The sequence below is a fragment of the Bisbaumannia pacifica genome (assembly GCF_007989625.1).
Lineage (GTDB): Bacteria > Pseudomonadota > Gammaproteobacteria > Pseudomonadales > Halomonadaceae > Bisbaumannia > Bisbaumannia pacifica.
Map to the genome: position 1 here is coordinate 75,197 of NZ_BJUK01000012.1, position 22,745 is coordinate 97,941.

General features: G+C 64.7%; 20 protein-coding genes. 7 read left to right on the forward strand and 13 right to left on the reverse strand.

Going from position 1 to position 22,745, the window contains the following annotated elements:
• Positions 1-154: 154 nt before the first annotated feature.
• The 10 genes from HPA02_RS07225 to gap all read right to left on the reverse strand — a co-directional run bounded on the left by HPA02_RS07225 (position 155) and on the right by gap (position 10,602).
• Positions 155-1,225 carry a transporter gene (locus HPA02_RS07225; protein ID WP_244945880.1) on the reverse strand — a complete coding sequence of 357 codons (1,071 nt, stop codon included), beginning with the start codon at positions 1,223-1,225 and terminating at the stop codon, positions 155-157.
• Positions 1,226-1,344: 119 nt separating this feature from the next.
• Positions 1,345-2,166: a hypothetical protein gene (locus HPA02_RS07230; RefSeq protein ID WP_146802415.1), complete on the reverse strand. Its 822-nt coding sequence runs from the start codon at positions 2,164-2,166 to the stop codon at positions 1,345-1,347.
• Positions 2,167-2,187: 21 nt separating this feature from the next.
• Positions 2,188-2,895 (reverse strand): C39 family peptidase, encoded by a 708-nt coding sequence (locus tag HPA02_RS07235; protein WP_146802416.1) that lies wholly within the window; start codon positions 2,893-2,895, stop codon positions 2,188-2,190.
• Positions 2,896-2,983: 88 nt separating this feature from the next.
• Positions 2,984-4,204, reverse strand: coding sequence for a FapB/FapC family functional amyloid domain-containing protein (locus tag HPA02_RS07240; RefSeq protein WP_146802417.1), 1,221 nt, complete (start codon positions 4,202-4,204; stop codon positions 2,984-2,986).
• 49 nt (positions 4,205-4,253) lie between these two features.
• Positions 4,254-4,871, reverse strand: coding sequence for a FapB/FapC family functional amyloid domain-containing protein (locus tag HPA02_RS07245; RefSeq protein ID WP_146802418.1), 618 nt, complete (start codon positions 4,869-4,871; stop codon positions 4,254-4,256).
• A gap of 3 nt (positions 4,872-4,874) precedes the next feature.
• Positions 4,875-5,429, reverse strand: a complete 555-nt coding sequence (locus tag HPA02_RS18615) for a FapA family amyloid fibril periplasmic chaperone (RefSeq protein ID WP_503560440.1) — start codon at positions 5,427-5,429, stop codon at positions 4,875-4,877.
• An 838-nt stretch (positions 5,430-6,267) separates the two neighbouring features.
• Complete coding sequence (locus tag HPA02_RS07250) at positions 6,268-7,626, reverse strand: sigma-54 dependent transcriptional regulator (RefSeq protein WP_146802419.1); 1,359 nt, start codon at positions 7,624-7,626, stop codon at positions 6,268-6,270.
• A 177-nt stretch (positions 7,627-7,803) separates the two neighbouring features.
• Positions 7,804-8,952 carry a GNAT family N-acetyltransferase gene (locus HPA02_RS07255; protein ID WP_146802420.1) on the reverse strand — a complete coding sequence of 383 codons (1,149 nt, stop codon included), beginning with the start codon at positions 8,950-8,952 and terminating at the stop codon, positions 7,804-7,806.
• Between the two features lie 107 nt (positions 8,953-9,059).
• Entirely contained in the window at positions 9,060-9,356 is a 297-nt protein-coding gene (locus tag HPA02_RS07260; protein ID WP_146802421.1) for a hypothetical protein, read from the reverse strand.
• Positions 9,357-9,600: 244 nt separating this feature from the next.
• Positions 9,601-10,602 carry a type I glyceraldehyde-3-phosphate dehydrogenase gene (gene gap, locus HPA02_RS07265; RefSeq protein WP_146802422.1) on the reverse strand — a complete coding sequence of 334 codons (1,002 nt, stop codon included), beginning with the start codon at positions 10,600-10,602 and terminating at the stop codon, positions 9,601-9,603.
• Positions 10,603-10,808: 206 nt separating this feature from the next.
• Here gap and edd point away from each other — a divergent pair, with 206 nt between their 5' ends.
• From edd to HPA02_RS07295, 6 genes are read left to right on the forward strand one after another with little or no spacing between them, the layout of a single operon-like run.
• Positions 10,809-12,695, forward strand: a complete 1,887-nt coding sequence (gene edd, locus HPA02_RS07270; RefSeq protein ID WP_146802423.1) for a phosphogluconate dehydratase — start codon at positions 10,809-10,811, stop codon at positions 12,693-12,695.
• 13 nt (positions 12,696-12,708) lie between these two features.
• Positions 12,709-13,674, forward strand: coding sequence for a glucokinase (gene glk, locus HPA02_RS07275; protein ID WP_186809946.1), 966 nt, complete (start codon positions 12,709-12,711; stop codon positions 13,672-13,674).
• Positions 13,675-13,703: 29 nt separating this feature from the next.
• Positions 13,704-14,594, forward strand: a complete 891-nt coding sequence (locus HPA02_RS07280; RefSeq protein ID WP_146802424.1) for a D-hexose-6-phosphate mutarotase — start codon at positions 13,704-13,706, stop codon at positions 14,592-14,594.
• Positions 14,591-15,451: an aldo/keto reductase gene (locus HPA02_RS07285; RefSeq protein WP_146802425.1), complete on the forward strand. Its 861-nt coding sequence runs from the start codon at positions 14,591-14,593 to the stop codon at positions 15,449-15,451. The genes HPA02_RS07280 and HPA02_RS07285 overlap by 4 nt, the downstream gene beginning before the upstream one ends.
• A 39-nt stretch (positions 15,452-15,490) precedes the next feature.
• On the forward strand, positions 15,491-17,188 hold the full coding sequence (pgi, locus tag HPA02_RS07290; protein ID WP_146802426.1) for a glucose-6-phosphate isomerase: 1,698 nt from the start codon (positions 15,491-15,493) through the stop codon (positions 17,186-17,188).
• Positions 17,185-18,153 (forward strand): carbohydrate kinase family protein, encoded by a 969-nt coding sequence (locus HPA02_RS07295; protein WP_146802427.1) that lies wholly within the window; start codon positions 17,185-17,187, stop codon positions 18,151-18,153. Before pgi ends, HPA02_RS07295 begins: the two co-directional genes overlap by 4 nt.
• Positions 18,154-18,302: 149 nt before the next feature.
• Here HPA02_RS07295 and HPA02_RS07300 read toward each other — a convergent pair whose 3' ends face one another.
• From HPA02_RS07300 to zwf, 3 genes are all read right to left on the reverse strand, one after another.
• The gene (locus HPA02_RS07300) at positions 18,303-18,965 is read right to left on the reverse strand and encodes a bifunctional 4-hydroxy-2-oxoglutarate aldolase/2-dehydro-3-deoxy-phosphogluconate aldolase (RefSeq protein WP_146802428.1); all 663 of its coding nucleotides are present in this window, start codon (positions 18,963-18,965) and stop codon (positions 18,303-18,305) included.
• A 56-nt stretch (positions 18,966-19,021) separates the two neighbouring features.
• Positions 19,022-19,690 carry a 6-phosphogluconolactonase gene (gene pgl, locus HPA02_RS07305; RefSeq protein WP_146802429.1) on the reverse strand — a complete coding sequence of 223 codons (669 nt, stop codon included), beginning with the start codon at positions 19,688-19,690 and terminating at the stop codon, positions 19,022-19,024.
• 118 nt (positions 19,691-19,808) lie between these two features.
• Positions 19,809-21,308 (reverse strand): glucose-6-phosphate dehydrogenase, encoded by a 1,500-nt coding sequence (gene zwf / locus HPA02_RS07310; protein WP_146802430.1) that lies wholly within the window; start codon positions 21,306-21,308, stop codon positions 19,809-19,811.
• A 270-nt stretch (positions 21,309-21,578) separates the two neighbouring features.
• On the opposite strand from zwf, the gene HPA02_RS07315 reads away from it, so the two are divergent.
• On the forward strand, positions 21,579-22,433 hold the full coding sequence (locus tag HPA02_RS07315) for a MurR/RpiR family transcriptional regulator (protein ID WP_146802431.1): 855 nt from the start codon (positions 21,579-21,581) through the stop codon (positions 22,431-22,433).
• Positions 22,434-22,745: the final 312 nt, after the last annotated feature.

The following is a 22,745-nucleotide window of genomic DNA, read 5'->3' on the forward strand; positions in this document are numbered from 1 at the left end:
CACGAAAAGGTCGGCGCCGATTATGCCATTATCGCCGGCGTGGCGGCGAGTCGTGTCGAGGAGCCATCCCGCTCTCGAGCCATGACCTCAGGCGTCGCAAAACAGCGAGACCCCGAGGGCCTCGCTGGCGGTAGGAAGCGTTTCGTGAAGGAGCCTAGATCTGGAAGGGCATGCGGAAGGTCAGGCTGATATCGGAGGCATCGTCGGTCAGGCCAAACCCGAAACTCGTGACGACAGAAACGTCTTCACTCAAGGCATAGGTACCGCCGATATTGAATACCCCGACATTGGCCTCACTACCCACGACCTTATTGGTCACGCCATTCTGGGTGGTCTCCGACTGGCGGATATACTCATGCGAGTAGGAGAGTGACAGGCTCAGCCGCTCGTTAAGGGCGAAGGCCGTCCCCATGCCCAGGCGGATCGTATCCCCCAGCTTGACATCACCCGGCTGGGCGCCATCGCTCGCCGAGATATCGTCGAAGCTCTCCTCGAAGTTGTAGGTATACCCCAGGTTGGCGAAGACGATGGCGGGATCCAGCGTCTTGAGAACCGAAGCCCCCAGGCTGACGCCCCAGACCCCGTTACCGGTCGGTAATTCATCAGGAATGTTCAGGTTCGTATTGGGATCCTCACGCAGGGCGATACCATAGGGGTCGGTCCCGGTGGGGGCCCGTACGCCAAGGCTCACGACCACATCGGGGCGGGTCAGCGTCTCGGGCAGGAGGCGATAGGAGAGGGACAGGCTGATATCACCGATATCGGCCTCGGACACCGAGGCCTCGCTATTACGCTCGGTGGAAAACTCATCGCCGATGGACTGATAAGTGCTGGAACGATAGACGAAGGGCAACCCCAACCCCACTTCGAGACGATCCGTCAGGCCATAACGCGTATTGATATCAAAGGTGGTAATGTGACTCTGGACGGTATCGACGTTAATTTCGCCAAGGAAGATCGCATCCAGGGCCAGGAACCCTCGCAGGGCCAGTTGAGAGCGATCCGAGTAGGAGTAGTTGATACCGGGCTCGATGGTCAATCTATCGGAAAACAGGGCATGCTCCTCGCGCAGGACGTTTTCCACGCTCTGGCTCGGCCGAGCCTCGCGCACCACCTCTCCCTCGGCCCTCTCCTGAGCGGTGGCTACACCCATGCCACCCAGGGCGGCAATGGCAAGACACAGCGACGATGTTCCCTTACGAATGATCGGCTTGCATTTATCCACTGGGCTCTCCTTGGTACCAAGAGGCTAGGTTATCCATGGTGCTGCCCTTCAACGATTGACAGCCAAGCATCGCCACGGGGCAGGCTAAGTGTAGTCAAGCGCCTCGTTGAGGCCGCGCGCTAGCGCACACCAAGATGACGAACCGATTCAACGGCATGACGCATTCCGACATTGCCCGAACCAACCGGCTGCCGCTGCATATAAAGCTCCAGCCGAGCCAAGTTATGGACCTGTTGTCCGCTGCTGCTTAACTGAATCGACTGACGTACCCCTAACCTAGGAGCAATGCGCTGCTCGATGCGTCCCACTCCCGGTATGTTCAACTCGACACCGGGGCCCAGCTGTCCCTGATTCACGGCCAGGCGTATCCCGGAATCGAGGTGCCGCTCCATGCTAGCCTGCCCCGACTGACCCAACCCACTGAATTGATCAGCACTCCGCACGTCGACCTGAAAATCATTGGCCGCCGAATTGAAGTCTCCCCCGGCCTGTATCGTCTGAACGACACCATAGGCATTGTCGGTCCCGGCATTGACGACCATGGCCCCATTACTGGGCGGAAGGGCTGCGCCGCTATCCACCTCTATCATGGTCAGGTTTGGTTCGAAGGTGACCCGTGGAGCCGAGCCGCTCAGATCACCGCGAAAGTGGGTCTCGGCACGCAGATAGCCTCCTCCGCTAGTGTGCCACTCGCTACGCATTTGCACGCCGAAGTACACCAAGCGGCCGCGCTCGACGAAACGCCCCCTGAGCTGCCCCAGCTCCTGATCGCTCAGTTGGCGTCCCGACGAAAAGTCGTCGAAGCTGGTCACTTCGGCATGGGCTAGCCCGCCCAACGCAAGGCTGGAAGCCATTGCCGTCAGGGCGAGGGTTCTTACTACCCCCTGATACGTTCGATTCTCCTTGCAGTTCATGACGGTACCCTCATTACGTAGGGTCATGCCTCACTCGCTATAGGTCTGCTATAGAAGGTCAGCATGGCGAAAACCGAAATCGAGTAAGTTCTGATTGGTCAAAGGCGCGAAAACATCCTGCATGCGATGCGCCGTCAGTGGCTGCCTGGGACTCAACAAGACGGTATCGCGGTCGAAGCCTTCGCCCACCACGGCGAAGATGACGCCGTTCCAGGCCTCCAGGAACTCATCGCGACGCATCACGCGATTGCCCAGGGCCGGATCGCCCACATAGACGCGATCACCGCTGGCCCGCTTCATCACCACGAAATGCTTGTAGCCATCCAGGTCCAATAGCACGATCACCGGAATGGAGACCGACTCCAGGGTATCCTCGGCCACTTCATAGCCGCGCCCGCGAAAGCCGAGCCCCTCGACATAGTTCTTGATATCGAGCAGCGAAAAGCCCTGCACGCGCACCAGCTCGGGGTCGGCGACCTCCAGCATGCCTTCCAGGACACTCGCCTCGGTAATCTCGTCGTGCTGGTAGGCATAGCGCAGGATGGTGGCCAGCGAGGCCGCCGCGCAGGAAAAGTCGGTCTGCTGTTCGATCAGATTGGCGAAGCGTCGCTCGCGAATCGACTCGACGTTCTTGGTCACCATCGTCCCGGGTACGACGGTGCCCAGGCGCACTCCCGCCGCCTGGGCATCGAAGAACCATGCCCCCGAACAGAGCAAAGCCACCGAAACGACAGCACAGGATCTTATAAGCTCCATTACCCACTATCCTCCCTGGCACTGAGGCGCTCCCAAGATAACTCCCGACCCGCCGAAGCGGGCCGGGAGGGTCCATGGCGTCCTACTATTAATTTTCCCCACCACCACCAGCCATGGCTCCACTGGTGGAAGAGGCAATCGCCAGAGAGTTACGCTGCATATTATTGGTACCGGCGGTAATATTAACACCCACATTACCACTAGCACCACGCAGGGCATCGCCACCCAGAACAGCGGTATTGCTATGATCGACTCGCACGTCTCTCCACTCTAGGCTGGAGCCAGAAGCGGTGCCAGATAGTTCCATTCTTCCACTTTCACGGAACCAGAGCCGTCCCCGCTCATCACCCTCAAACTTCCCATCATCACCGGCAGGGGATTCGTCATCAAAATCCATATGGCCAGCATACTGGGCGCTGCTACTAGGGTGTCCCTCATTCTGATCACCACCCAACCAGATCTCTGGATAGACATCATTGGTCTGATTCCAGGTACCATCATAACCACCAGAACCCCGGACAGTGCCACCGTTATAGGTACCTTCTAAGTAAATATCCTCTTCATATTCACTACCACGATAAAGGGTAATCACACCTGAATTATCGGTATAATTGGCGTAGGCGGTCTGCTGACCAGCAGCGGTGGCCCGAGCAGAACCGGAGCTAGTATTGGAAGACGCCGCCAGGGAATTCTGCTGGACATTACCAACGCCAGCGGCAATATTAACGCCAATATTACCGGTCGCTCCGCGCAGGGCACTACCCGCCATTCGTGCATCATTGGGGCTGCCGTGATTAGTGACAGTATTGGCAGTCGTAGACTGAGCGGAGTAGGCCTCGGCCTGACCAAAGACACGATTGGCATCCGAAGCGGAAAGGGCAGCATCATTGGCCTGAGCATTATTATCACCGGCGGCCACGTTAATGCCGATATTCCCGGAAACGGCCTCACCAACGGCGCCACCTTCTCCACCTTCTCCACCAGAACCACCGAAGTCACGACCGGCATTACCACCCACACGGGCAGTGTTTTCCGAGTCAACATTCATCACTTCGTTGTAATCTACCACTTGTTTACTATCAACCAAAGCCCCGGAATAATTACCAGGATTACTCCTTACACGGACGCGAATATCAAACTCTTTATCGGTAGTTGAGTTATGCTCTAGATCCACAGAGATATCATTCTCAAACTCTGTATCTAGCGATGTATATAGATCGTGCTCATGATCCCTGTCGGCCAGTGCATAGGGGGCCACCATCAGGGCGGTAATTGCCAGAGCCAACGGAGCTTTTTGGAACGTTTTCATGATCTTTCTCCCGAATGAACCGAATCGTCCTTCCTATTGCTTATGAATGCTACGGCGACAGCGTCATATTCATGCGGAAGCTGTTGCGCGTCGCATTTCCCGTACCGGCTGATTGGCTGACCTGGATCACACCCCGGGCATCCACGAAGGTCGACGCATCGATCTCGACTCGACGTGAACTCCCCGAATTGCTCTCCTCGGTCCCGCTCAGCCCCTCCCTTCCGGCCTGGACCCGCTGCAGCGATGCATCGCTGAGGTCGCTGGCCGCGATGCCCAGAGCCACACTGAAGGTGTTGCTCTGCACATTTCCGAGACCCGCCGCCTGGTTGATGGATAGCCAGCCTTCTGCCTGGCGATAGGCGCGGTCTTCGATAACCACATCATTGATCGATTGGATTCCTCTGTTATCGAGATGAACGCGTTGAGATATCAGCTGCCCGGTCGAGGCCTGCTGTCCCAAGGCGATCACCCCACTATTGCTCTGCAGGTTATTGCTTCCTGCCGCCATATTAGTGGCACTGACCCCGTGGATATGGCTCAGGGCACTTCCCCCCAATACCGTGCCGTTATGCAACTCACCCAACTCCTGGGAATAGGCGTCTAGGGTGGTCATCACTCCGACTAAGACAAGAAGACCGGTCAGCGCCCTGTTATTTCGCTTTTTCATGGCTCAGTTCCTGCCGCTTAGCGGTGCGAGCGCCTGCCCGACCGTGCCAGAGATATTGGAAGTCGCCGTGGAGATGCCTCCCGCCACTCCACCGCCTCCTAGGCTTCCCGCTGCACGGCTCAACGCCTGGCCGGCTTGGCCCTCGGCTCCCGATCTGGTGGTGCCAAGAATCCGATGCATGGCACCCATGCCTACTACGCCACTGCTGACGCCTGCGGCCTGATCATCCGATAACGCCGTAAAACGATTAACATCCAGACCCCCTCTCTCGAGGCGTTGTTGAATCTCCATGGCGCTATCTCGAGTGTTTACCTTGGAGACGATGGGCCCGGCGTGGCGATCACCTCGACCGATAGGAGCAGGCTCGACACGACGAAGTACGACGATATCACCCGGATTGACGCCGGGGTTACGCTCGAATACTCGGGGAGTATCTGCACCAACGGGAAATGATATAAAGCTGGCGACAACTGTTGCCATAATCCAGCGGGCCGTACCTCCGACAATCGACGATCTCATGGCTGGTTTGAGACTTGGCTTAGAAGTCATGGTATTCATGGTCTACTATCCCTTTGCGTCTCGACTCGCGTGACCTGTTGATTCAGCGTTCCGGTAGACAGGTTAGAGGAACCCGGCCTGTGCCCTCCCTGCCCGGTCTGCCCCGGTCTTTCATCCCAGAGGATGACGCCATCGCCGTGGGATACTTCCGGGGCCACGAACCTGCCTCTTAATTGCTCCAGCTGGTGATCAGTTAGCGGCGCTACTGCCACTGTCGTTATCTCTTCCTGCGTCACCCCTTCCCTCCAGACCTCCGGCACTTCACCCTGCGATGAGGCGGCCCAGGCAACACAGGAAAAACCAACCACCCCTGCCGCGGTCATCAGGCCCTTACCTAGGCTTGCGACCCAGAAGCGTCCCGGCACTCCACTGCGCATCACCCGACGACTGGCGGACCAGCGGGATGCCTTATTGCGGAGGAAGTGGCGGGTTATAAGCTTCATCTCTGGATCTCACGGCTAGTGTTGTCGAGCGGGGCAATATGGCTGTCACCTTGATTCTGCCAACGGCCCCGGAATTACCTTTTGTCACACCCTACTCACAATTTAATAGAGCAATCCTCATGCCAACTTTTAAACCACTGATTTTTATGTATTTTAAAAAACCGGCTCATCTGAAAATGTAAGCCCCATGAAACAGATCAGCGCCGAGGCCGCCGACGCGCCTGAAGAAATCAGGTATTAATGTCGAAGAATCAATGTTTTGCGAATTTTACGTCACAGTGATTCGTCGCTGACATAGTGAAACGACAGGTCGAAGCATTAGCCATTGACACAGAAAAGCCCCGCCATCCCTTTGGATAGCGGGGCTTTTCTATGACTCCGGACGGTAATCCCGGCTAGGCTAACGACTCACGGCATACCCCATGCTTCTCCATCAGCCGATAGATGGTCACCCGCGAGACACCGAGTTCACTGGCCGCCGAATTGATTCTGGCCTTGTTACGCCCCAGCGCAGCGATCAAGGCATGCTTCTCGGCTCGCTCCCTGGCTTCCTCCAGCGTCATCACATGGCGTTGGATACGCCGCCGCTCGATACCCAGGTCTTCCGGCTGAATCAGCCGGTTCTCACACATCACCATGGCCCGTCGTACTCGGTTGATCAGCTCCCGGACATTCCCCGGCCAGTGGTACTGACGCATCACCGTCAGAGCTTCCTTGGAAAAGCCCTTCAGACAAACCGGTTTTTCGTGAGAGAAACGCTGGAAGAAGAAGCGCGCCAGGATCTCGATATCCTCGGAATGATCACGCAGGGCAGGCACCTCGATCTGCAAGACATTGAGTCGATGGTAGAGATCTTCTCGGAAGCGCCCCTCCTTGACCGCCCGGCCCAGATCGACATGGGTCGCCGCCAGGATGCGCACATCCACGGCGATCTCCTCGAGGCCTCCCACACGCTGAATGCGGCGCGTTTCCAGGAAGCGCAGGAGATTGACCTGGAGCTCCAGAGGAAGATCACCGATCTCATCGAGGAAGAGGGTACCACCGTCGGCAGCCTCTATTCGCCCTACCTTGCGCTGGGCCGCCCCGGTAAAGGCGCCCTTCTCATGGCCGAAGAGTTCCGACTGAATCAGGTTATCGGGCAGGGCCCCGCAATTGACCGCATGAAAGGGGCCGGAAGCCCGTGCCGAACGCTCATGGATCGCCTGCGCCGTCAGCTCCTTGCCGGTTCCCGACTCACCATGGATAAAGACCGTGGCATCCACCGCCGCGACCTTACGAATCGTCTTGAACAGCTGCCACATCACCGGCGTCGTCCCTACCATCTCATATTCACCGGACTCGGCTTCGGTGCGTATCTGATATTCGCTCTCCTGCTGTTGCAGTCTTGCCACCGCCAAGGCGTTATGAAGCAGTAACTCCAGGCAGGGTGGATCGACCGGATGACAAAGAAAACCTTGGCAGAGATCGAGCAGCAGCCGCCTTATCCCGGCCACCTCCAGCGCTTCTTCGTCCAGCAGCCCCACCCAGGGGTGCTGACTTTTAAGCATAAACGCCTCTATGTGACCAAGAGTCTCCATGGTGCAGCGGTCTAGGATAACCAGTCCGACCCGAAGACTCGGGTCGGACTCCTTAGCATTCAGTCCATGGCCCTCTTTCACCGGCTCAATCGCCCAGCCCTTCTTCTTTAACTCACGAACCGGTTCATGATAGTTGCAACTCTCTCCCAGTAGCAGCACCCGTGCCAGTGAGGCCATTCTTCCTCCCTCCACCTCGGCGCATAAACGACCCAAGTGGCTGATATTTTTGTGCGAAAAGGATGTTTCGCACAGGCGACAGACTGTTATATAAAAGAGTGACAATAAAGATAAATACAATTTGAAACAGTCGGTAACATTTCAGCATACCCTACCAACTATAGACGTCATGGCACCTTATGTCCTGAACGGCAGTGCCGCCTCGGCATCGGTACAGTAGGCGCTCAGGTGGCGGGCCTCCTCGGTGCAGAAACGCACCACGGCGTCGCGCAGCCGTGGGTCGGCGATATGGTGCAGGGAGCGCAGCTTCAGCGGTGCGAAGCCCCGGGTCAGCTTGTGTTCGCCCTGGGTGCCCGGGTCGAAGGTGCTCAGTCCCTTGGCCAGGCAGTGCTCGATACCCTGGTAGTAGCAGGCTTCGAAATGCAGGCTGTCGGCCATCACCTCACTGCCCCAGTAACGGCCATAGAGGGTACGGGCGCCCTGCAGGCTGAGTGCCGCCGCCACCGGGTGCCCCTCCAGCCGGGCTCGCACCAGCAGCAGTGCCTCGGGCATGGTCGCCCTCAGGCGCCGGAAGAACTCGAGCGGCAGGTAAGGACGCTGGCCCCGCTCCAGGTAAGTCAGGCAGTAGCAGCGGTAGAAGTGCGACAGTGCCACCTCATCGATGGCCTCGCCTTCCAGGCGCTCCAATTGCAGCCCCTGCTCGGCGACCCGGCGCCGCTCGCGACGAATCGCCTTGCGCCGCTTGGAGGTAAGGGCGGCCAGGAAGCCATTGAAGTCACCGAAGCCCGCATCCTGCCACTGGAACTGCACCCCATGGCGCACGATCAGCTCGGGCCGGGCCTCGAGCCAGGCATCGACCTCCGCGCTTTCGGCAAACAGCAGGTGCCAGCCGGACAGCGCACTGCCCTCCCACTGGGCCGCCAACTGCCGCCGCGCCTCCACCGGGTCGATATGCGAGGCCAGCAGCAGGCGTGGCCCCGGCGCCGGGGTAAAGGGAATCGCGCTCAGGGCCTTGGGATAGTAGCGCCCCCCCGCCCGCTCCCAGGCATCGGCCCAGCCCCAGTCGAAGACGTACTCGCCCCGGGAGTGGCTCTTGTGATAGAGCGGCAGGGCCCCGACCAGTTGCTCGCCCTGCCATAGGCAGAGGTGCCGCGGCGTCCAGCCGGTGGCGGTGGACACCGCCCCGCTCGCCTCCAGGGCGGCCAGGAACTCGTGGCGCAGGAAGGGATAATCGTCAGCGACCAGGGCATTCCAGTGGGGAGCGGCCACCTCGTCGATGGCGGCCAGCGACTGCACCCGCAGGGCGGGGCGGACAGGTCCAGGCATAGGGCAGAGTCTCGAGCGACGATCTCAAATGGCAAGGCTTCGACCATAGCGAAGCGGCGCCCACCGGGAAAGTGGGCGCCGCCAAACAATGCGAAGAAGACGGGAGATTAACGCCGCGCGACCTGGCGTCGGGGCTCTGTCTGAGTATCGGTGTCGGCCGTGGGTTCGGCGGCCCGGTATGACGGCTTGGGGGCCGGGGGACGGCAGGCGGCCAGCAGGGCATCGAACTGCTCGCGGGTCAGTTCCACCCGCTCGCTACCCTGGCCGGGCGCCCAGCAGACCCAGAGCACCGGCGTGGCCTGGGACTGATCGACGCCCACGATTCGCCCTTCACGGCCCTTCTGGGTATCGCGAAGCGAGAGCCCCAGCAGGGGCTGCACATCGACGGGGGGTGGGAATCTCACTCTGCCAGTCACGGCGGCTGCTCCATGTTAGTCACCATTCAGCGTCCATCGCTGATGGGCCTAAGCCTAGCAGCTTAGCGCCGGACAAGCACCGTTGGCCAGCGCCGAAGTCAAGCGTCGCGGCAAAAACGAGAACGGGTGCCCGAAGGCACCCGTGAAGCGCAGGACATGACGTCACCATGACACCGGAGCGGAGCCGTGAGTCGCCGTGGGCATGGCGACGCCATATCGTGCCGGGGGCGGATCAGCGCGCCGCGGCCATGGCCAGGGCGGTGTCCAGCATGCGGTTGGAGAAGCCCCACTCGTTGTCGTACCAGGCCATGACCTTGACCAGGCGACCATTGACGCGGGTGTGGTTGGCGTCAAAGGTGGAAGAGTGGGCGTCGTGATTGAAGTCGATGGAGACCAGCGGCTGGGCATTCACCGCCAGCACCGGGGAAGCCTCGGCGGCCTTGGCGACGATGGCGTTGATCTCTTCCTTGGTGGTATCGCGGCCGGCGGTAAACACCAGATCCACCAGGGAGACATTGATCACCGGCACCCGCACCGCCAGGCCGTCCAGCTTGCCGTCGAGCTCCGGCAACACCAGGCCCACGGCGGCGGCGGCGCCGGTCTTGGTGGGAATCATCGACTGGGTGGCGCTACGCGCCCGATAGGGGTCGCTATGGTAGACGTCGGAGAGGTTCTGGTCGTTGGTGTAGGCATGCACCGTGGTCATCAGGCCATTCTCGATGCCCACCGCATCCTGCAGGGCCTTGGCCACCGGCGCCAGGCAGTTGGTGGTGCAGGAGGCGTTGGAGACCACCCGGTGCCCGGCCTCCAGCACGTCCTCGTTGACACCGTAGACCACGGTGGCGTCGGCATCGGGGCTAGGGGCGGAGATCAGTACCTTGCCGGCACCGGCTTCCAGGTGCTTGGCGGCGGCCTCGCGCTTGGTGAACAGGCCGGTGCACTCCATCACCAGGTCGACATTGAGGGACGACCAGGGCAACTGGGCCGGGTCGCGCTGGGAGGAAATGGCGATGCGGTCGCCGTCGACGCTAAGGCTCTCCTCGTCGTGCTCGACCTTGAACGGGAAGGGGCCATGGACGCTATCGCGCTGCAGCAGCAGGGCATTGAGGGCCGGATCGCCCAGGTCGTTGATGGCGACCACCTGGACCCGGTCACGATAACCGTTTTCGTAGAGGGCCCGAAGAACATTGCGGCCGATGCGGCCAAAGCCATTGATCGCGACACGTAGGGTCATGCTGGCATCCTCGCGTTCTTGTGCTGTCGAGTCGATGACGACGGCCCGGATCGGGAGCCGACGTCCGTAACACTGAAAGATTACTATCTATGCCCCCCAATTTGGCCCAAAGTCGGGGAGCTTTCAAGGTGTTTTTTTGCTAAGTTTACAACATCGGAGATCGCCGGGCCGGCGATACCCCTCCATTTCACCCAGACGAGGTTGCCATGACCGCCCAGACGCCCCCGCTCAATGACGTCGTCAATCGTGTGACACAACGTATCGCCGAACGCTCCGCCGAACGCCGCGCCCTCTATGAGGCGCGCATGGAGGCCCAGCATCGCCGCGGCGTGCACCGGGGCGAGCTCTCCTGCGGCAACCTGGCCCACGGCTTCGCCGCCTGCGGCGAGACCGACAAGGGCCGCCTCAAGCTGATGAACAGCGCCAACCTGGGCATCGTTTCGTCTTATAACGACATGCTCTCCGCCCACCAGCCCCTGGAGAGCTACCCGGAGATCATCAAGGAGGCGGCCCGAGCCATGGGCTCCACCGCCCAGTACGCCGGCGGCGTGCCGGCCATGTGCGATGGCGTCACCCAGGGCCAACCGGGCATGGAGCTATCGCTGTTCTCCCGCGAGGTGATCGCCATGGCCACCGCCGTGGCCCTGTCCCACAACATGTTCGATGCCGCCCTCTACCTGGGCGTCTGTGACAAGATCGTCCCGGGACTGTTTATCGGCGCGGCGCGCTTCGGCCACCTGCCGACCCTCTTCGTCCCCGCCGGTCCCATGCCCAGCGGCCTGCCCAACAAGGAGAAGGCACGCATCCGCCAGCTCTATGCCGAGGGTAAGGTGGGCCGCGAGGCGCTGCTGGAGGCGGAGTCCGCCTCCTACCACAGCCCCGGCACCTGCACCTTCTATGGCACCGCCAACTCCAACCAGCTGATGATGGAGATCATGGGCCTGCACCTGCCCGGCGCCTCCTTCGTCAACCCGGGCACGCCGCTGCGCGAGGCGCTGACCCGCTACGCGGCCGAGCAGGCGGTTCGCAACAGCGAGGCCGGCGGCACCTATCGCCCCTTCTACAAGCAGGTCGATGCCCGGGCCATCGTCAATGCCATGGTCGGCCTGCTAGCCTCCGGCGGCTCCACCAACCACACCCTGCACCTGGTGGCCATGGCCGCCGCAGCGGGGCTCACCATCACCTGGGACGACTTCACCGAGCTCTCCGCGGTGACCCCCAGCCTGACCCGCATCTACCCCAACGGCCAGGCCGACGTGAACCACTTCCAGGCCGCCGGCGGCATGAGCCTGCTGATTCGCGAACTGATCCAGGCCGGCCTGATCCACGCCGATATCCCCACGGTGTTCGGCACCGACCTGACCGCCTACACCCAGGAGCCCTTCCTCGAGGACGGCGAGCTGGTGTGGCGCGAGGGCCCCACCGAGAGCCTCGACGCCGACGTGCTGCGCGGCGTCGCCGAGCCCTTCGCCCCCACCGGCGGGCTCACCGTGCTCGATGGCAACCTGGGCCGCGGCGTGATCAAGGTCTCGGCGGTGGCCGAGGAACACCGCGTCGTCGAGGCCCCGGCGCGCATCTTCGAGGACCAGAACCAGCTCAAGGCGGCCTTCGAGGCCGGCGAGCTGGACCGCGACCTGGTGGTGGTGGTGCGCTTCCAGGGCCCCAAGGCCAACGGCATGCCGGAGCTGCACAAGCTGACCCCCTTCCTGGGCGTGCTCCAGGATCGCGGCTTCAAGGTCGCGCTGATCACCGACGGGCGCATGTCCGGCGCCTCAGGCAAGGTCCCAGCGGCCATCCATATGACCCCCGAGGCGCTCGACGGCGGCCCCCTGGCACGGCTTCGCGACGGCGACGTGGTTCGCCTGGACGCCAATGCCGGCACCCTCGAGGTCAAGGTCTCCGCCCATGATCTGGCCGAGCGCGAGCTGGGCGAGCCCCACCTGGAGCACTACCACCAGGGGCTGGGCCGCGAGCTGTTCGCCGGCTTCCGCCACCTGGCCAGCGGCTCCGAACACGGCGCCTCGGTGTTCGGCGGCTTCGAGGCCGACGACCTAGCCCAGCAGGCCGGCCAGATCCACGACGAAGACGCCTAAGGGAACCGCCCCGATGATTCGACCGGCATTGATAGGTGATATCGGCGGGACCAATGCCCGCTTCGCCCTGGTGACCCTCGGCGGCTTCGAGCCCCACGATATCCTCAGCCTGCCCTGCGCCGACTACTCGGGCCTGGTGGAGGCGGTCAACGACTACCTGACGCGGGTCGGCGCCACCGGCGCCCAGGCGCCCCGGGAGGCGTGCCTGGCCTTCGCCTGCCCGATCCGCGGCGACCGGATCAAGATGACCAACAACCACTGGGCCTTCTCCCGGCGCGAGGCGCAGCAGGCCCTGGGGCTGACGCTCTTCAAGGTGATCAACGACTTCACCGCCCAGGCCCTGGGCGTGCCCCATGTGACCGAGTCGGACCTCGTCGAGGTGCAGCCCGGCGAGGCCTTGCCACACACCGCCCGGCTGGTGATCGGCCCCGGCACCGGCCTCGGTGTAGCCGGCCTCTTCCCCGGCCGCCGGGCCTGGATCCCGCTGCCCACCGAGGGCGGTCATGTCACCTTCGCCCCGACCGACGAGCGGGAGCAGAACCTGCTGCGCCACTTCCGTAACCGCTACGGGCGGGTCAGCGTGGAGCGCATCCTCTGCGGCCAGGGGCTGCTCGACCTCTACCTGGCCCACTGCTCCCTGAAGGGCGCCCCGCCCCGCTATGCCAACCCCGCCGAGGTCAGCGAGGCCGCGGGAGCGGACCCGGTGGCCCGTGATACCCTGCTGCGGTTTTTGAAGATCCTCGGCGACGTTTGCGGCGATGCGGCCCTGACGATGGGCGCCCGGGGCGGGGTCTACCTGTGTGGCGGCATCCTGCCGCGGCTGCTCGAGTGGCTGCCGCGCAGCCGCTTCCGCGAGGCCTTCGCCGCCAAGGGGCGCATGGGCGACTACACCGGGGCGATCCCGGTGCAGGTGGTCACCGCCGCCTGGCCCGGCCTGCTGGGCGCCGCCGAGGCCCTCCACAACCCCGAGGTCGACTGACCCCTGTTAACGTCCCCAGGAGAGCCCCGATGATTCCCGATTCCTTGCGCCAATTGCTGGATGCCACCCAGGGCCAACGCCGCACCCAATGGCAAGGCCGTGAGGTGTGGCTGGCCAACGAGGCCTGGGGGGAGCTGGCACTCTCCCTCCAGGGCGCCCAGGTACTCCATTTTCAGCCGGCCTGCGACCCAGCGAGCGGCGGCTGGCTCTGGGTGACCCCCACGCCTCAGGCGCTGCCCGGGGCGATCCGTGGCGGCATCCCGCTGTGCTGGCCCTGGTTCGCCGATGAGCGCTATGCGGACGAAACGGAAGACCATAGCGGCCCCTTCCATGGCACCGCCCGCAAGGCGGACTGGCGCCTGGACGCGGTGGACGAGCACGAGGGCGGCGTCGAGCTGCACCTCTCCCCGGAGACCCGCCTGCATAGCCAGCTCAGCCCGCGGCTGATGGTCCAGGCCAACGCCAACCGCCTGCACGTGGAACTGATCACCGAACACACCGGCGAGACCCCGGTGAAACTCAGCGGCGCCCTGCACAGCTACCTGGCGGTCAGCGATGCCCAGGCCTGCCGCGTCGAGGGGCTGGCCGGGGCCCGCTACCTGGACAAGCACCGCGACTTCGCCGAGGCCGAACAGCAGGGCGAGCTGGGGGTGCGTGGCGGCGTGGATCGCATCTACCACAGCAACGCCGAGCTGCTTCTCGACGACGGCCGGCGTCGCCTGCGCATCGCCCGCCAAGGCAGCGACTCGGCGGTGATCTGGCACCCCGGCGAGGCCCTGCCGGAGGACACCGCCGCCGCGGCGGCCCGGCACTTCCTCTGCGTCGAGTCCGCCAATACCCGCCTCGACCCGGTGTGGCTGGTGCCCGGCGCCCAGCACCTGCTGGGCACCACCCTCTCCCTCGCGGAGGACACCCCATGAGCGCCTTCGAGGTGCCCCTGGTACTGGGCATGATGCGCCTCCACGAGGCCCGGGAGCTGCAGCCCCCCGAGCGCCTGGCCGACTGGATCGAGGCGCGCCTCGACCAGGGCCTCGACTGGTTCGACCATGCCGATATCTACGGCGACGGCCAGGGCGAGGCGCTGTTCGGCGCCGCCCTCAGGCGCCGCCCGGGCCTGGCCTCGAGGGTGCGCATCGTCACCAAGGCGAGCATCGTCACTCCCCAGCGCGACGCCTCCGGCCATGCGGTCAAGCACTACGATGCCTCACCCGCTTATCTGGGCGCGGCCATCGACGCCGCCCTGGCGCGCCTGGGCGTGGAACGCCTCGACCACTTCCTGCTGCATCGCCCCGACCCGCTGATGGATGCCGAGGCCACCGGCCGCGCCCTGGACGACGCCGTGGCGGCCGGCAAGATCGCCGCCGCCGGGGTCTCCAACTTCCTGCCCGAGCAGTGGCGGCGCCTGCAGGGCGCCATGCACCAGAGGCTGACGGTGCACCAGTTGGAGCTCTCCCTGCGCCATAGCGCGCCGTGCTTCGACGGCAGCTACGACGCCCTGCTGCGCGATGGCCTGACGCCCCTGGCCTGGTCACCGCTGGGCGGCGGCAGCGTCTTTGAGGACCGCCTGGGCCGGGTGCTGACCGCCGAGGCCGAGTCCCACGGCTGCAGCCCCGGCGCCCTGGCCCTGGCCTGGCTGCGCCGCCTGCCCGGTCGCCCCACCCCGGTGGTGGGCACCCTCAAGCCCGAGCGCCTGGACGCCCTGCGACAGGCCCCCGAGCTGTCGCCGCCCGCCTGGTATGCCCTGCTGGAAGCGGCACGCAGCCACCGCGTGGCCTGAGTTTCCCCAAACAACGATACCGATGACCCGGAGGAACCCATGTTTCAGCTGACCCGTAGCGTCACCTGGCAAGCCCTGGAGCGGCTCTGCCGCGAGACCGCCAAGGACCGCATCCACGACTACTTCGCCGCCGACCCGGCGCGCTTCGACAAGATGAGCCTGCGGGTCGGCGGGCTGTTCCTCGACTACTCCAAGCACCTGGTCTCCGACGCGGTGCTGGAGAAACTGCTGGAGCTGGCCGACCACTCCGCCCTGGTGCAGCGCCGCGCCCAGATGTTCTCCGGCGATATCATCAACGTCACCGAGGATCGCCCGGTGCTGCACACCGCCCTGCGCCACCTGGGCGACTCCCCGGTCTTCGTGGACGGCGAAGACGTGATGCCGGAGATTCGCCGCACCCGCGAGCAGATCCAGCGCTTCTCCGAGGCGATCCGCAGCGGCGAGTGGAAGGGCTACAGCGGCAAACGCATCAAGGACGTGGTGAACATCGGCATCGGCGGCTCCGACCTGGGCCCCAACATGGCCTGCCGGGCGCTGCTCAAGTACCGCCATCCGGAACTCAGTTTCCACTTCGTCTCCAACGTCGACGGCACCCATATCCAGAAGGTGCTCAACGGCCTCGACCCCGAGACCACCCTGTTTATCGTCTCCACCAAGACCTTCTCCACCCAGGAGACCCTGCTCAACGCCAAGACGGCGCGGCGCTGGTTCCTCGACAACGCCGGCGAGGACGCCGACGTGGGCGCCCACTTCGTGGCCGCCTCCACCAACCGCAAGGCGGCCATGGCGTTCGGCATCCGCGAGGAGAACGTCTTCGAATTCTGGGCCTGGGTCGGCGGCCGCTACTCCATGTGGTCCTCCATCGGCCTGCCCATCGCCCTGTCCATCGGCTTCGACGGCTTCATGGAACTGCTGGAGGGCGCCCACGAGATGGATGAGCACTTCATCTCCGCGCCCTTCGCCGAGAACATGCCGGTGCTGATGGCGCTGATCGGCATCTGGTACATCAACTTCCAGGGCGCCGAGACCCAGGCCATCGTGCCCTACGACCAGGCGCTGCATCAGCTGCCCTCCTTCCTGCAGCAGTTGGACATGGAGTCCAACGGCAAGTCGGTGGATATCTTCGGTCACCCCGTCGACTACAAGACCGGGCCCATCGTCTGGGGCCAGACCGGCTCCAACGGCCAGCACGCCTTCTTCCAGCTGCTCCACCAGGGCACCCGCTTCGTGCCCATCGACTTCATCGCCTCGCTGAAGCCGGAGCCGGGCTTCGAGGATCATCACTTCGCCCTGCTCACCAACATGCTGGCCCAGGCCAACGCCTTTATGGAGGGCAGCCAGGAGGGCGGCCAGCTCGACCCCTACAGCTGCCCCGGCAACCGCCCCTCCAGCACCCTGCTGCTCGACGAGCTGACGCCGAAGAACCTCGGCGCCCTGATCGCCCTCTACGAGCACAAGGTGTTCGTCCAGGGGGTGATCTGGAACATCAACTCCTTCGACCAGTGGGGCGTGCAACTGGGCAAGCGCATCGCCGGCGAGATCAGCGAGCGCATCGACGAACGCACCCAGGACTTCGACGCCTCCACCCAGGGGCTGCTGGCCCTGGTGCGTCAGCACTTCCCGGGCCGCGATCCGGCCCGCGCCGCCGACCAGGCCGAGGCGGCCAAGACGGCGCCCGAGCAAGGCAGCCCCGCCAAGGGCGGCAAGGCCAAGCGCGGCAAGGAGCAGGCCCAATGATCCCGGTGATCGCCTTCGGCGAAGCCCTGGTCGATATGCTCTCCAGCCGCCTCGGCGAGGCGGCCGGCAAAGCCCCGGAGACCTTTACCCCCTACGCCGGCGGCGCCCCGGCCAATGTGGCGGTGGCCTGCGCACGGCTCGGCGTGCCCAGTCGCTTCCTCGGCATGCTCGGCGACGACCACTTCGGCGACTTCATCGCCGAGCAACTGGCCGCCCACGGCGTCGACACCGGCGGCGTGGTACGCACCCGGGCGGCGCGCACGGCGCTGGCCTTCGTCTCCCGGGACGCCCAGGGCGAGCGTACCTTCGACTTCTACCGGCCGCCCGCCGCCGACCTGCTCTACCGCCTGGAGCACCTGCCCCAGGGGGTCTTCGCCGAACCGGCCATCCTGCACCTGTGCAGCAACAGCCTCACCGAGCCGGAAATCGCCGAGACCACCCTGGCCATGGCCGAGATGGCCCGCCGGGCCGGCTGCCTGGTCAGCGTCGACGCCAACCTGCGCCACAACCTCTGGGCGGGCGGCCGGGCCGATGCGCCCCTGGTCACCCGGCTGCTGGATGGCGCCGACCTGCTCAAGCTCTCCCGGGAGGAGGTCGACGACCTGCGCGGCGACCACCCCGAAGCCGCCTGGCTGGCCGAGCGCCTGGCCGCCGGGGTCAGGGCCATCGTCATCACCGATGGCCCCGAGGCGGTGCGCCTGCTGGGCGCCGGCCGCGAGCTGAGCGTGGCCCCGCCCCGGGTCCAGGCGGTGGACACCACCGCCGGCGGCGACGCCTTTATCGGCGGCCTGCTGGCGGAGCTGGCCACCCACCTGGAGAGCGCCGGCATCGCCAGCGACTGGCACCAGGACGATGCCTTCCTGACCCGGGCGCTGACCACCGCCAGCCACTGCGGCGCCCATGCGGTGACCCGCCCCGGCGCCTATGCCGCCCTGCCCACCCGGGAGGACCTGGCGGCCCGCTGAACCGCCCCCGACTCGATCCCACGCCTCGCCCACTCAGGGCGGGGCGCTGACAGGAGCCATCGGCAAAAAAAGACCCGCCGGGTGGCGGGTCGAAGGCACAGCACTAGCTTTGCTACGAGCGGGCTGTCGAGAGAGAAGCGGTACAGAGTTCAGTGGTGGAAGCGCTCGGCGGCCTGGCGGGCCAGGTCGCGGATGCCGTCCCAATCCTCGGCCTCGATCAGGGCCTTGGGGGTCAGCCAGGAGCCGCCCACGCACATCACATTGGGTAGCGCCAGGTAGTCGGCGGCGTTGTCCAGGGTGATGCCGCCGGTGGGGCAGAAACGCGCCTCGGGAATCGGCGCGCCGAAGGCCTTAATCGCCTTGACGCCACCACTGGATTCGGCGGGGAAGAACTTGAAGCGACGGTAGCCGTACTGCCAGCCGGTCATCAGCTCGGAGACGGTGGCCACGCCGGGCAGCATGGGTACCGGGCTCTCCACGCCGTAGCGGTAGAGGGCCTCGGTGGCGCCGGGGGTAACCACGAAGTCGGCGCCGACCTTCTCGGCCTGGCGATACTGGGCCGGGGTCAGCACGGTGCCGACGCCGATGCTGGCCTTGGGCAGCGCCGCCTTCATACGCGCCACGGCGTCCAGGGCACAGTCGGTGCGCAGGGTCACCTCCAGCACCGTCAGGCCGCCCTCGACCAGCGCGCGGGCCAGGGGTACGGCGTCCTCGAGGCGCTCGATGGTGATCACCGGGATCACCTCCGCCTTGAGGCAGATGCTGTCGATCTCGGTGGTGCGGGTGGAAGGCAGCTGTTTGTCGATGGTCATATTGAAACACTCCACATCGGGGCGGGCGCGGCACACCCGGCCGGGAAATCGGAAAATCAGGGCGCCCAGTAGATCGCCAGGGGGCAGGCCAGGAAGGCGCGGATCGGCAACTCGCGGACGTCATCGCCGGCCAGGGCCCGGCCCAGGACGCTGCGCTTGTCCTCGCCGCTGAGGTGCAGGAAGTGGCGGCGGGCCTGATGCAGGCGGTCGGCGCTCAGGGTGATGCGCGGCTGGGGCTGGCTGGGGGTGCGCACCGCCACCAGGGGCTCGGCGGTGCTCAAGGCCAGCCCCAGCTCCTGACTGTCGGGGAACAGCGAGGCGGTATGGCCGTCGCCGCCCATGCCGAGGATCACCACGCTGGCCGGCCAGCTCAGCGCCATGACGCGCTCGGCGACCTCCGCCACGCCCTGCTCGGGTGTGGCGGCGTCACTGGTCAGGGGCACGAAGTTGGCCGCCTCGGCGGGGCCCCGCAGCAGGGTCTCGCGGACCAGGCGGGCATTGCTGTCGGCGGCGTCCTCGGCCACCCAGCGCTCGTCGGCCAGGGTCACGTCGACCCGTTCCCAGGGCAACTCCGCCCGGGACAGCGCGGTGAAGAAGGGCTTGGGGGTCGAGCCCCCGGAGACCACCAGCAGGGCCCGCTCCTGGCGGCCCAGATCCTCGCGCAGCGCCTCGGCCACCGCCTCGGCCAACTGGCTGGCCAGATGTTCACGGGACAGATCGCTCATCGTAGTAATCCTCATGCTTGGCGGTGGCTAATAATCTTCGTACCAGCTACGACCATCCTGGGTGATCATGGCGGTCTGGAAAGCGCCGCCACCGGCCCCAGGGGCCCATCGGCTGTCCTTAATAGTCTTCATACCAGCTACGACCATCCTGGGTAATCATCGCAATCGAGGCGACCGGCCCCCAGGAACCCGCCGGGTAGCGCCGCGGCGCGTCGTCGCGGGCCTCCCAGGCGCCGATCAGCTGATCGATCCAGCGCCAGGCATACTCCACCTCGTCGCGGCGCACGAACAGGTACTGCTGCCCCTTCATCACCTCCAGCAGCAGGCGCTCGTAGGCATCGGGAATCCGCGACTTGGGGAAGGCGCTGTTGAAGTCGAGGTCCAGGGGCCCGGGGCGCAGGCGCATGCCCTTGTCCAGGCCGCTGTCCTTGGTCAGCACCTGCAGGGCAATGCCCTCCTCCGGCTGCAGGCGGATGATCAGCTTGTTGCTGGCCAGGCCGCGCTGATCCGGGTCGAAGATATAGTGCGGCTGCTGGCGGAAGTGGATGACGATCTGCGACAGCTTCTCCGGCATGCGCTTGCCGGTGCGCAGGTAGAAGGGCACCCCCGCCCAGCGCCAGTTGGCCACCTCGGTCTTCATGGCCACGAAGGTCTCGGTGCGGCTGGTGGTATTGGCGCCCTCCTCGTCCAGGTAGCCCGGCACGCTCTGGCCATCCACCGAGCCGGCGATATACTGGCCGCGCACCACGTCCCGCTCCAGCACCTCCGGCGTAAACGGCTTGAGGGCCTTGAGCACCTTGACCTTCTCGTCGCGGATGGCGTCGGCATCCAGGTTGGAGGGGGGGTCCATGGCGATCAGGCAGAGCAGCTGCAGCAGGTGATTCTGGACCATGTCGCGCAGCTGGCCGGCCTGGTCGAAGTAGCCCCAGCGCCCCTCGATGCCGACCTTCTCGGCCACGGTGATCTCCACATGGGAGATATGGTTCTGGTTCCACTGGGTGCCGAACAGGGGGTTGGCGAAACGCAGGGCGATCAGGTTCTGCACCGTCTCCTTGCCCAGGTAGTGGTCGATGCGATAGACCCGCGACTCGGGAAAGACGGCGCCGATGGCGTCGTTGATCGCGTTGGAGGAGTCCAGGTCGTAGCCGATCGGCTTCTCCACCACCACCCGGGCGCTGTCGTCCAGGCAGTCGCCGGCCTTGAGGTTATGGCAAATGGCGCCATAGATACTCGCCGGCACCGCCAGGTAGATCATCAGCGGGCGGGCATCCGGGGCCTGCCGGCGCCAGTCGCGGATGGTCGTATAGCCCTCGGGCTTGGCGAAGTCGACACTGAGGAACTCCAGGCGCTCCAGGAAGCGGGCCAGGCAGGCCTTGTCCAGGGTCTCACCCTTGAGGTGGGTCTTCAGCGCCGCGGTGACCTTGTCGCGAAAGGCCGCGGTCTCCAGGGTCTGGCGGGCCAGGCCGAGGATGCGGGTGGTCTCGCCCAGCAGCCCCTCCCGCTCCAGGTGATAGAGCGCCGGAAACAGCTTGCGCAGGGCCAGGTCGCCGAGTGCGCCGAACATCGCCAGGTCGACGCTGGGTGTCGCCGAGGCGACGGAACGGGTCTCTTGGGTCATGCCGCACCCTCTGGAAAAATGGTTAACTTACCTAAAAAATACGTTATTCATGCCAACAAAGGCAACCATTTTAAGTAATTTTACAACCAAAGTGTCACCCTCGATCGTCTACCCGGCGCCCATGCCTAGCGTCCTAAGGAGTGACCGTCTAGGATAGTGCCAGACAATGTAGTGAAATAACTACATGATAGCGCGCCCGGGATCGAGTCACAGGGGCGCGCCTCAACGTCCCAGTCACCGCCCAAGTTAGCAGAGAGAACGCGACCCACGATGGCCAGCCATGACCTGATCGAACGCATCCGCGCCCGCCTCGACGAGCTCAACCGCTCCGAGCGCAAGGTCGCCGACGTCATCCTCCAGGACCCCGCCTCGGCGACCGGGATGAGCATCGCCGCCCTGGCCCAGGCCTCCTCGGTCAGTGAACCCACGGTCAACCGCTTCTGCCGTAACTTCGACGCCAAGGGCTACCCGGACTTCAAGATCAAGCTGGCCCAGAGCCTGGCCGGCGGCACCCCCTACGTGAGCCGCAACGTGGAGCGCAACGACGGCGCCGCCGACTACGGCGACAAGATCTTCGGCGCCACCGTGGCCGCCCTGGACGATGCCCGCCGCGCCCTGGACGCCAAGCGCATCGAGCGCGCCGTGGACTACCTGATCCAGGCCAAGCAGATCCATTTCTTCGGCCTCGGCGCCTCGGGCCCGGTGGCCCAGGACGCCCAGCACAAGTTCTTCCGTTTCAACCTGCCGGTGATGGCCTACGAAGACGTGCTGATGCAGCGCATGGTGGCCGCCGCCTGCCATACCGGCGACGTGGTGGTGATCATCTCCTATACCGGGCGCACCCGGGAACTGGTGGAGATCGCCCGCCTGGCCCGGGAGAACGGCGCCGTGGTGCTCGGCATCACCGCCCCCGATTCGCCCCTGGCCAAGGAGTGCACCGAGACCCTGGAGGTCACCACCCCGGAGGACACCGACGTCTATATGCCGATGACCTCGCGAATGATCCACCTGGCGCTGATCGACGTGCTCGCCACCGGCGTGACCCTGCGCCGCGGCGAAGACTTCCTCGGCCACCTGAAGAAGATCAAGGACTCCCTCCAGGCCACCCGCTACCCGGCTCAGTAGGGCCTCCCTGACGGGCAGGCCTAGCAACGTGAGAGGGCGCCATTAGGCGCCCTTTTTTTGCTGATCAGGAGCTCGCGCGGCGAAGCCGCGCTCCCCCGGTGGCCTGATCTTCTACCGACCGAACACCACGGTACGATTGGCGTGGAGAAAGACCCGGCGCTCCACGTGCTGGGCGACCGCGCGGGAGAGGAGCCATGGACAGCGGCATTCGATATCAGGCCCCGGCGTCACCGACTTAGCGACCGAACACCACGGTGCGATTGGCGTGGAGAAAGACCCGCCGCTCCACGTGCTGGGCGACCGCGCGGGACA

What these genes read in the sequence shown, in the direction of transcription:
- HPA02_RS07295 (WP_146802427.1), top strand. Translation starts at nt 17,185, where the DNA reads ATGATCCCGGTGATCGCCTTCGGCGAAGCCCTGGTCGATATGCTCTCC.
- pgl (WP_146802429.1), bottom strand. Translation starts at nt 19,690, where the DNA reads ATGAGCGATCTGTCCCGTGAACATCTGGCCAGCCAGTTGGCCGAGGCG.
- HPA02_RS07245 (WP_146802418.1), bottom strand. Translation starts at nt 4,871, where the DNA reads ATGAAAAAGCGAAATAACAGGGCGCTGACCGGTCTTCTTGTCTTAGTC.
- HPA02_RS07300 (WP_146802428.1), bottom strand. Translation starts at nt 18,965, where the DNA reads ATGACCATCGACAAACAGCTGCCTTCCACCCGCACCACCGAGATCGAC.
- HPA02_RS07240 (WP_146802417.1), bottom strand. Translation starts at nt 4,204, where the DNA reads ATGAAAACGTTCCAAAAAGCTCCGTTGGCTCTGGCAATTACCGCCCTG.
- HPA02_RS07235 (WP_146802416.1), bottom strand. Translation starts at nt 2,895, where the DNA reads ATGGAGCTTATAAGATCCTGTGCTGTCGTTTCGGTGGCTTTGCTCTGT.
- gap (WP_146802422.1), bottom strand. Translation starts at nt 10,602, where the DNA reads ATGACCCTACGTGTCGCGATCAATGGCTTTGGCCGCATCGGCCGCAAT.
- zwf (WP_146802430.1), bottom strand. Translation starts at nt 21,308, where the DNA reads ATGACCCAAGAGACCCGTTCCGTCGCCTCGGCGACACCCAGCGTCGAC.
- HPA02_RS07250 (WP_146802419.1), bottom strand. Translation starts at nt 7,626, where the DNA reads ATGGCCTCACTGGCACGGGTGCTGCTACTGGGAGAGAGTTGCAACTAT.
- HPA02_RS07230 (WP_146802415.1), bottom strand. Translation starts at nt 2,166, where the DNA reads ATGACCCTACGTAATGAGGGTACCGTCATGAACTGCAAGGAGAATCGA.
- edd (WP_146802423.1), top strand. Translation starts at nt 10,809, where the DNA reads ATGACCGCCCAGACGCCCCCGCTCAATGACGTCGTCAATCGTGTGACA.
- HPA02_RS18615 (WP_503560440.1), bottom strand. Translation starts at nt 5,429, where the DNA reads ATGAATACCATGACTTCTAAGCCAAGTCTCAAACCAGCCATGAGATCG.
- HPA02_RS07315 (WP_146802431.1), top strand. Translation starts at nt 21,579, where the DNA reads ATGGCCAGCCATGACCTGATCGAACGCATCCGCGCCCGCCTCGACGAG.
- glk (WP_186809946.1), top strand. Translation starts at nt 12,709, where the DNA reads ATGATTCGACCGGCATTGATAGGTGATATCGGCGGGACCAATGCCCGC.
- HPA02_RS07255 (WP_146802420.1), bottom strand. Translation starts at nt 8,952, where the DNA reads ATGCCTGGACCTGTCCGCCCCGCCCTGCGGGTGCAGTCGCTGGCCGCC.
- pgi (WP_146802426.1), top strand. Translation starts at nt 15,491, where the DNA reads ATGTTTCAGCTGACCCGTAGCGTCACCTGGCAAGCCCTGGAGCGGCTC.
- HPA02_RS07285 (WP_146802425.1), top strand. Translation starts at nt 14,591, where the DNA reads ATGAGCGCCTTCGAGGTGCCCCTGGTACTGGGCATGATGCGCCTCCAC.
- HPA02_RS07280 (WP_146802424.1), top strand. Translation starts at nt 13,704, where the DNA reads ATGATTCCCGATTCCTTGCGCCAATTGCTGGATGCCACCCAGGGCCAA.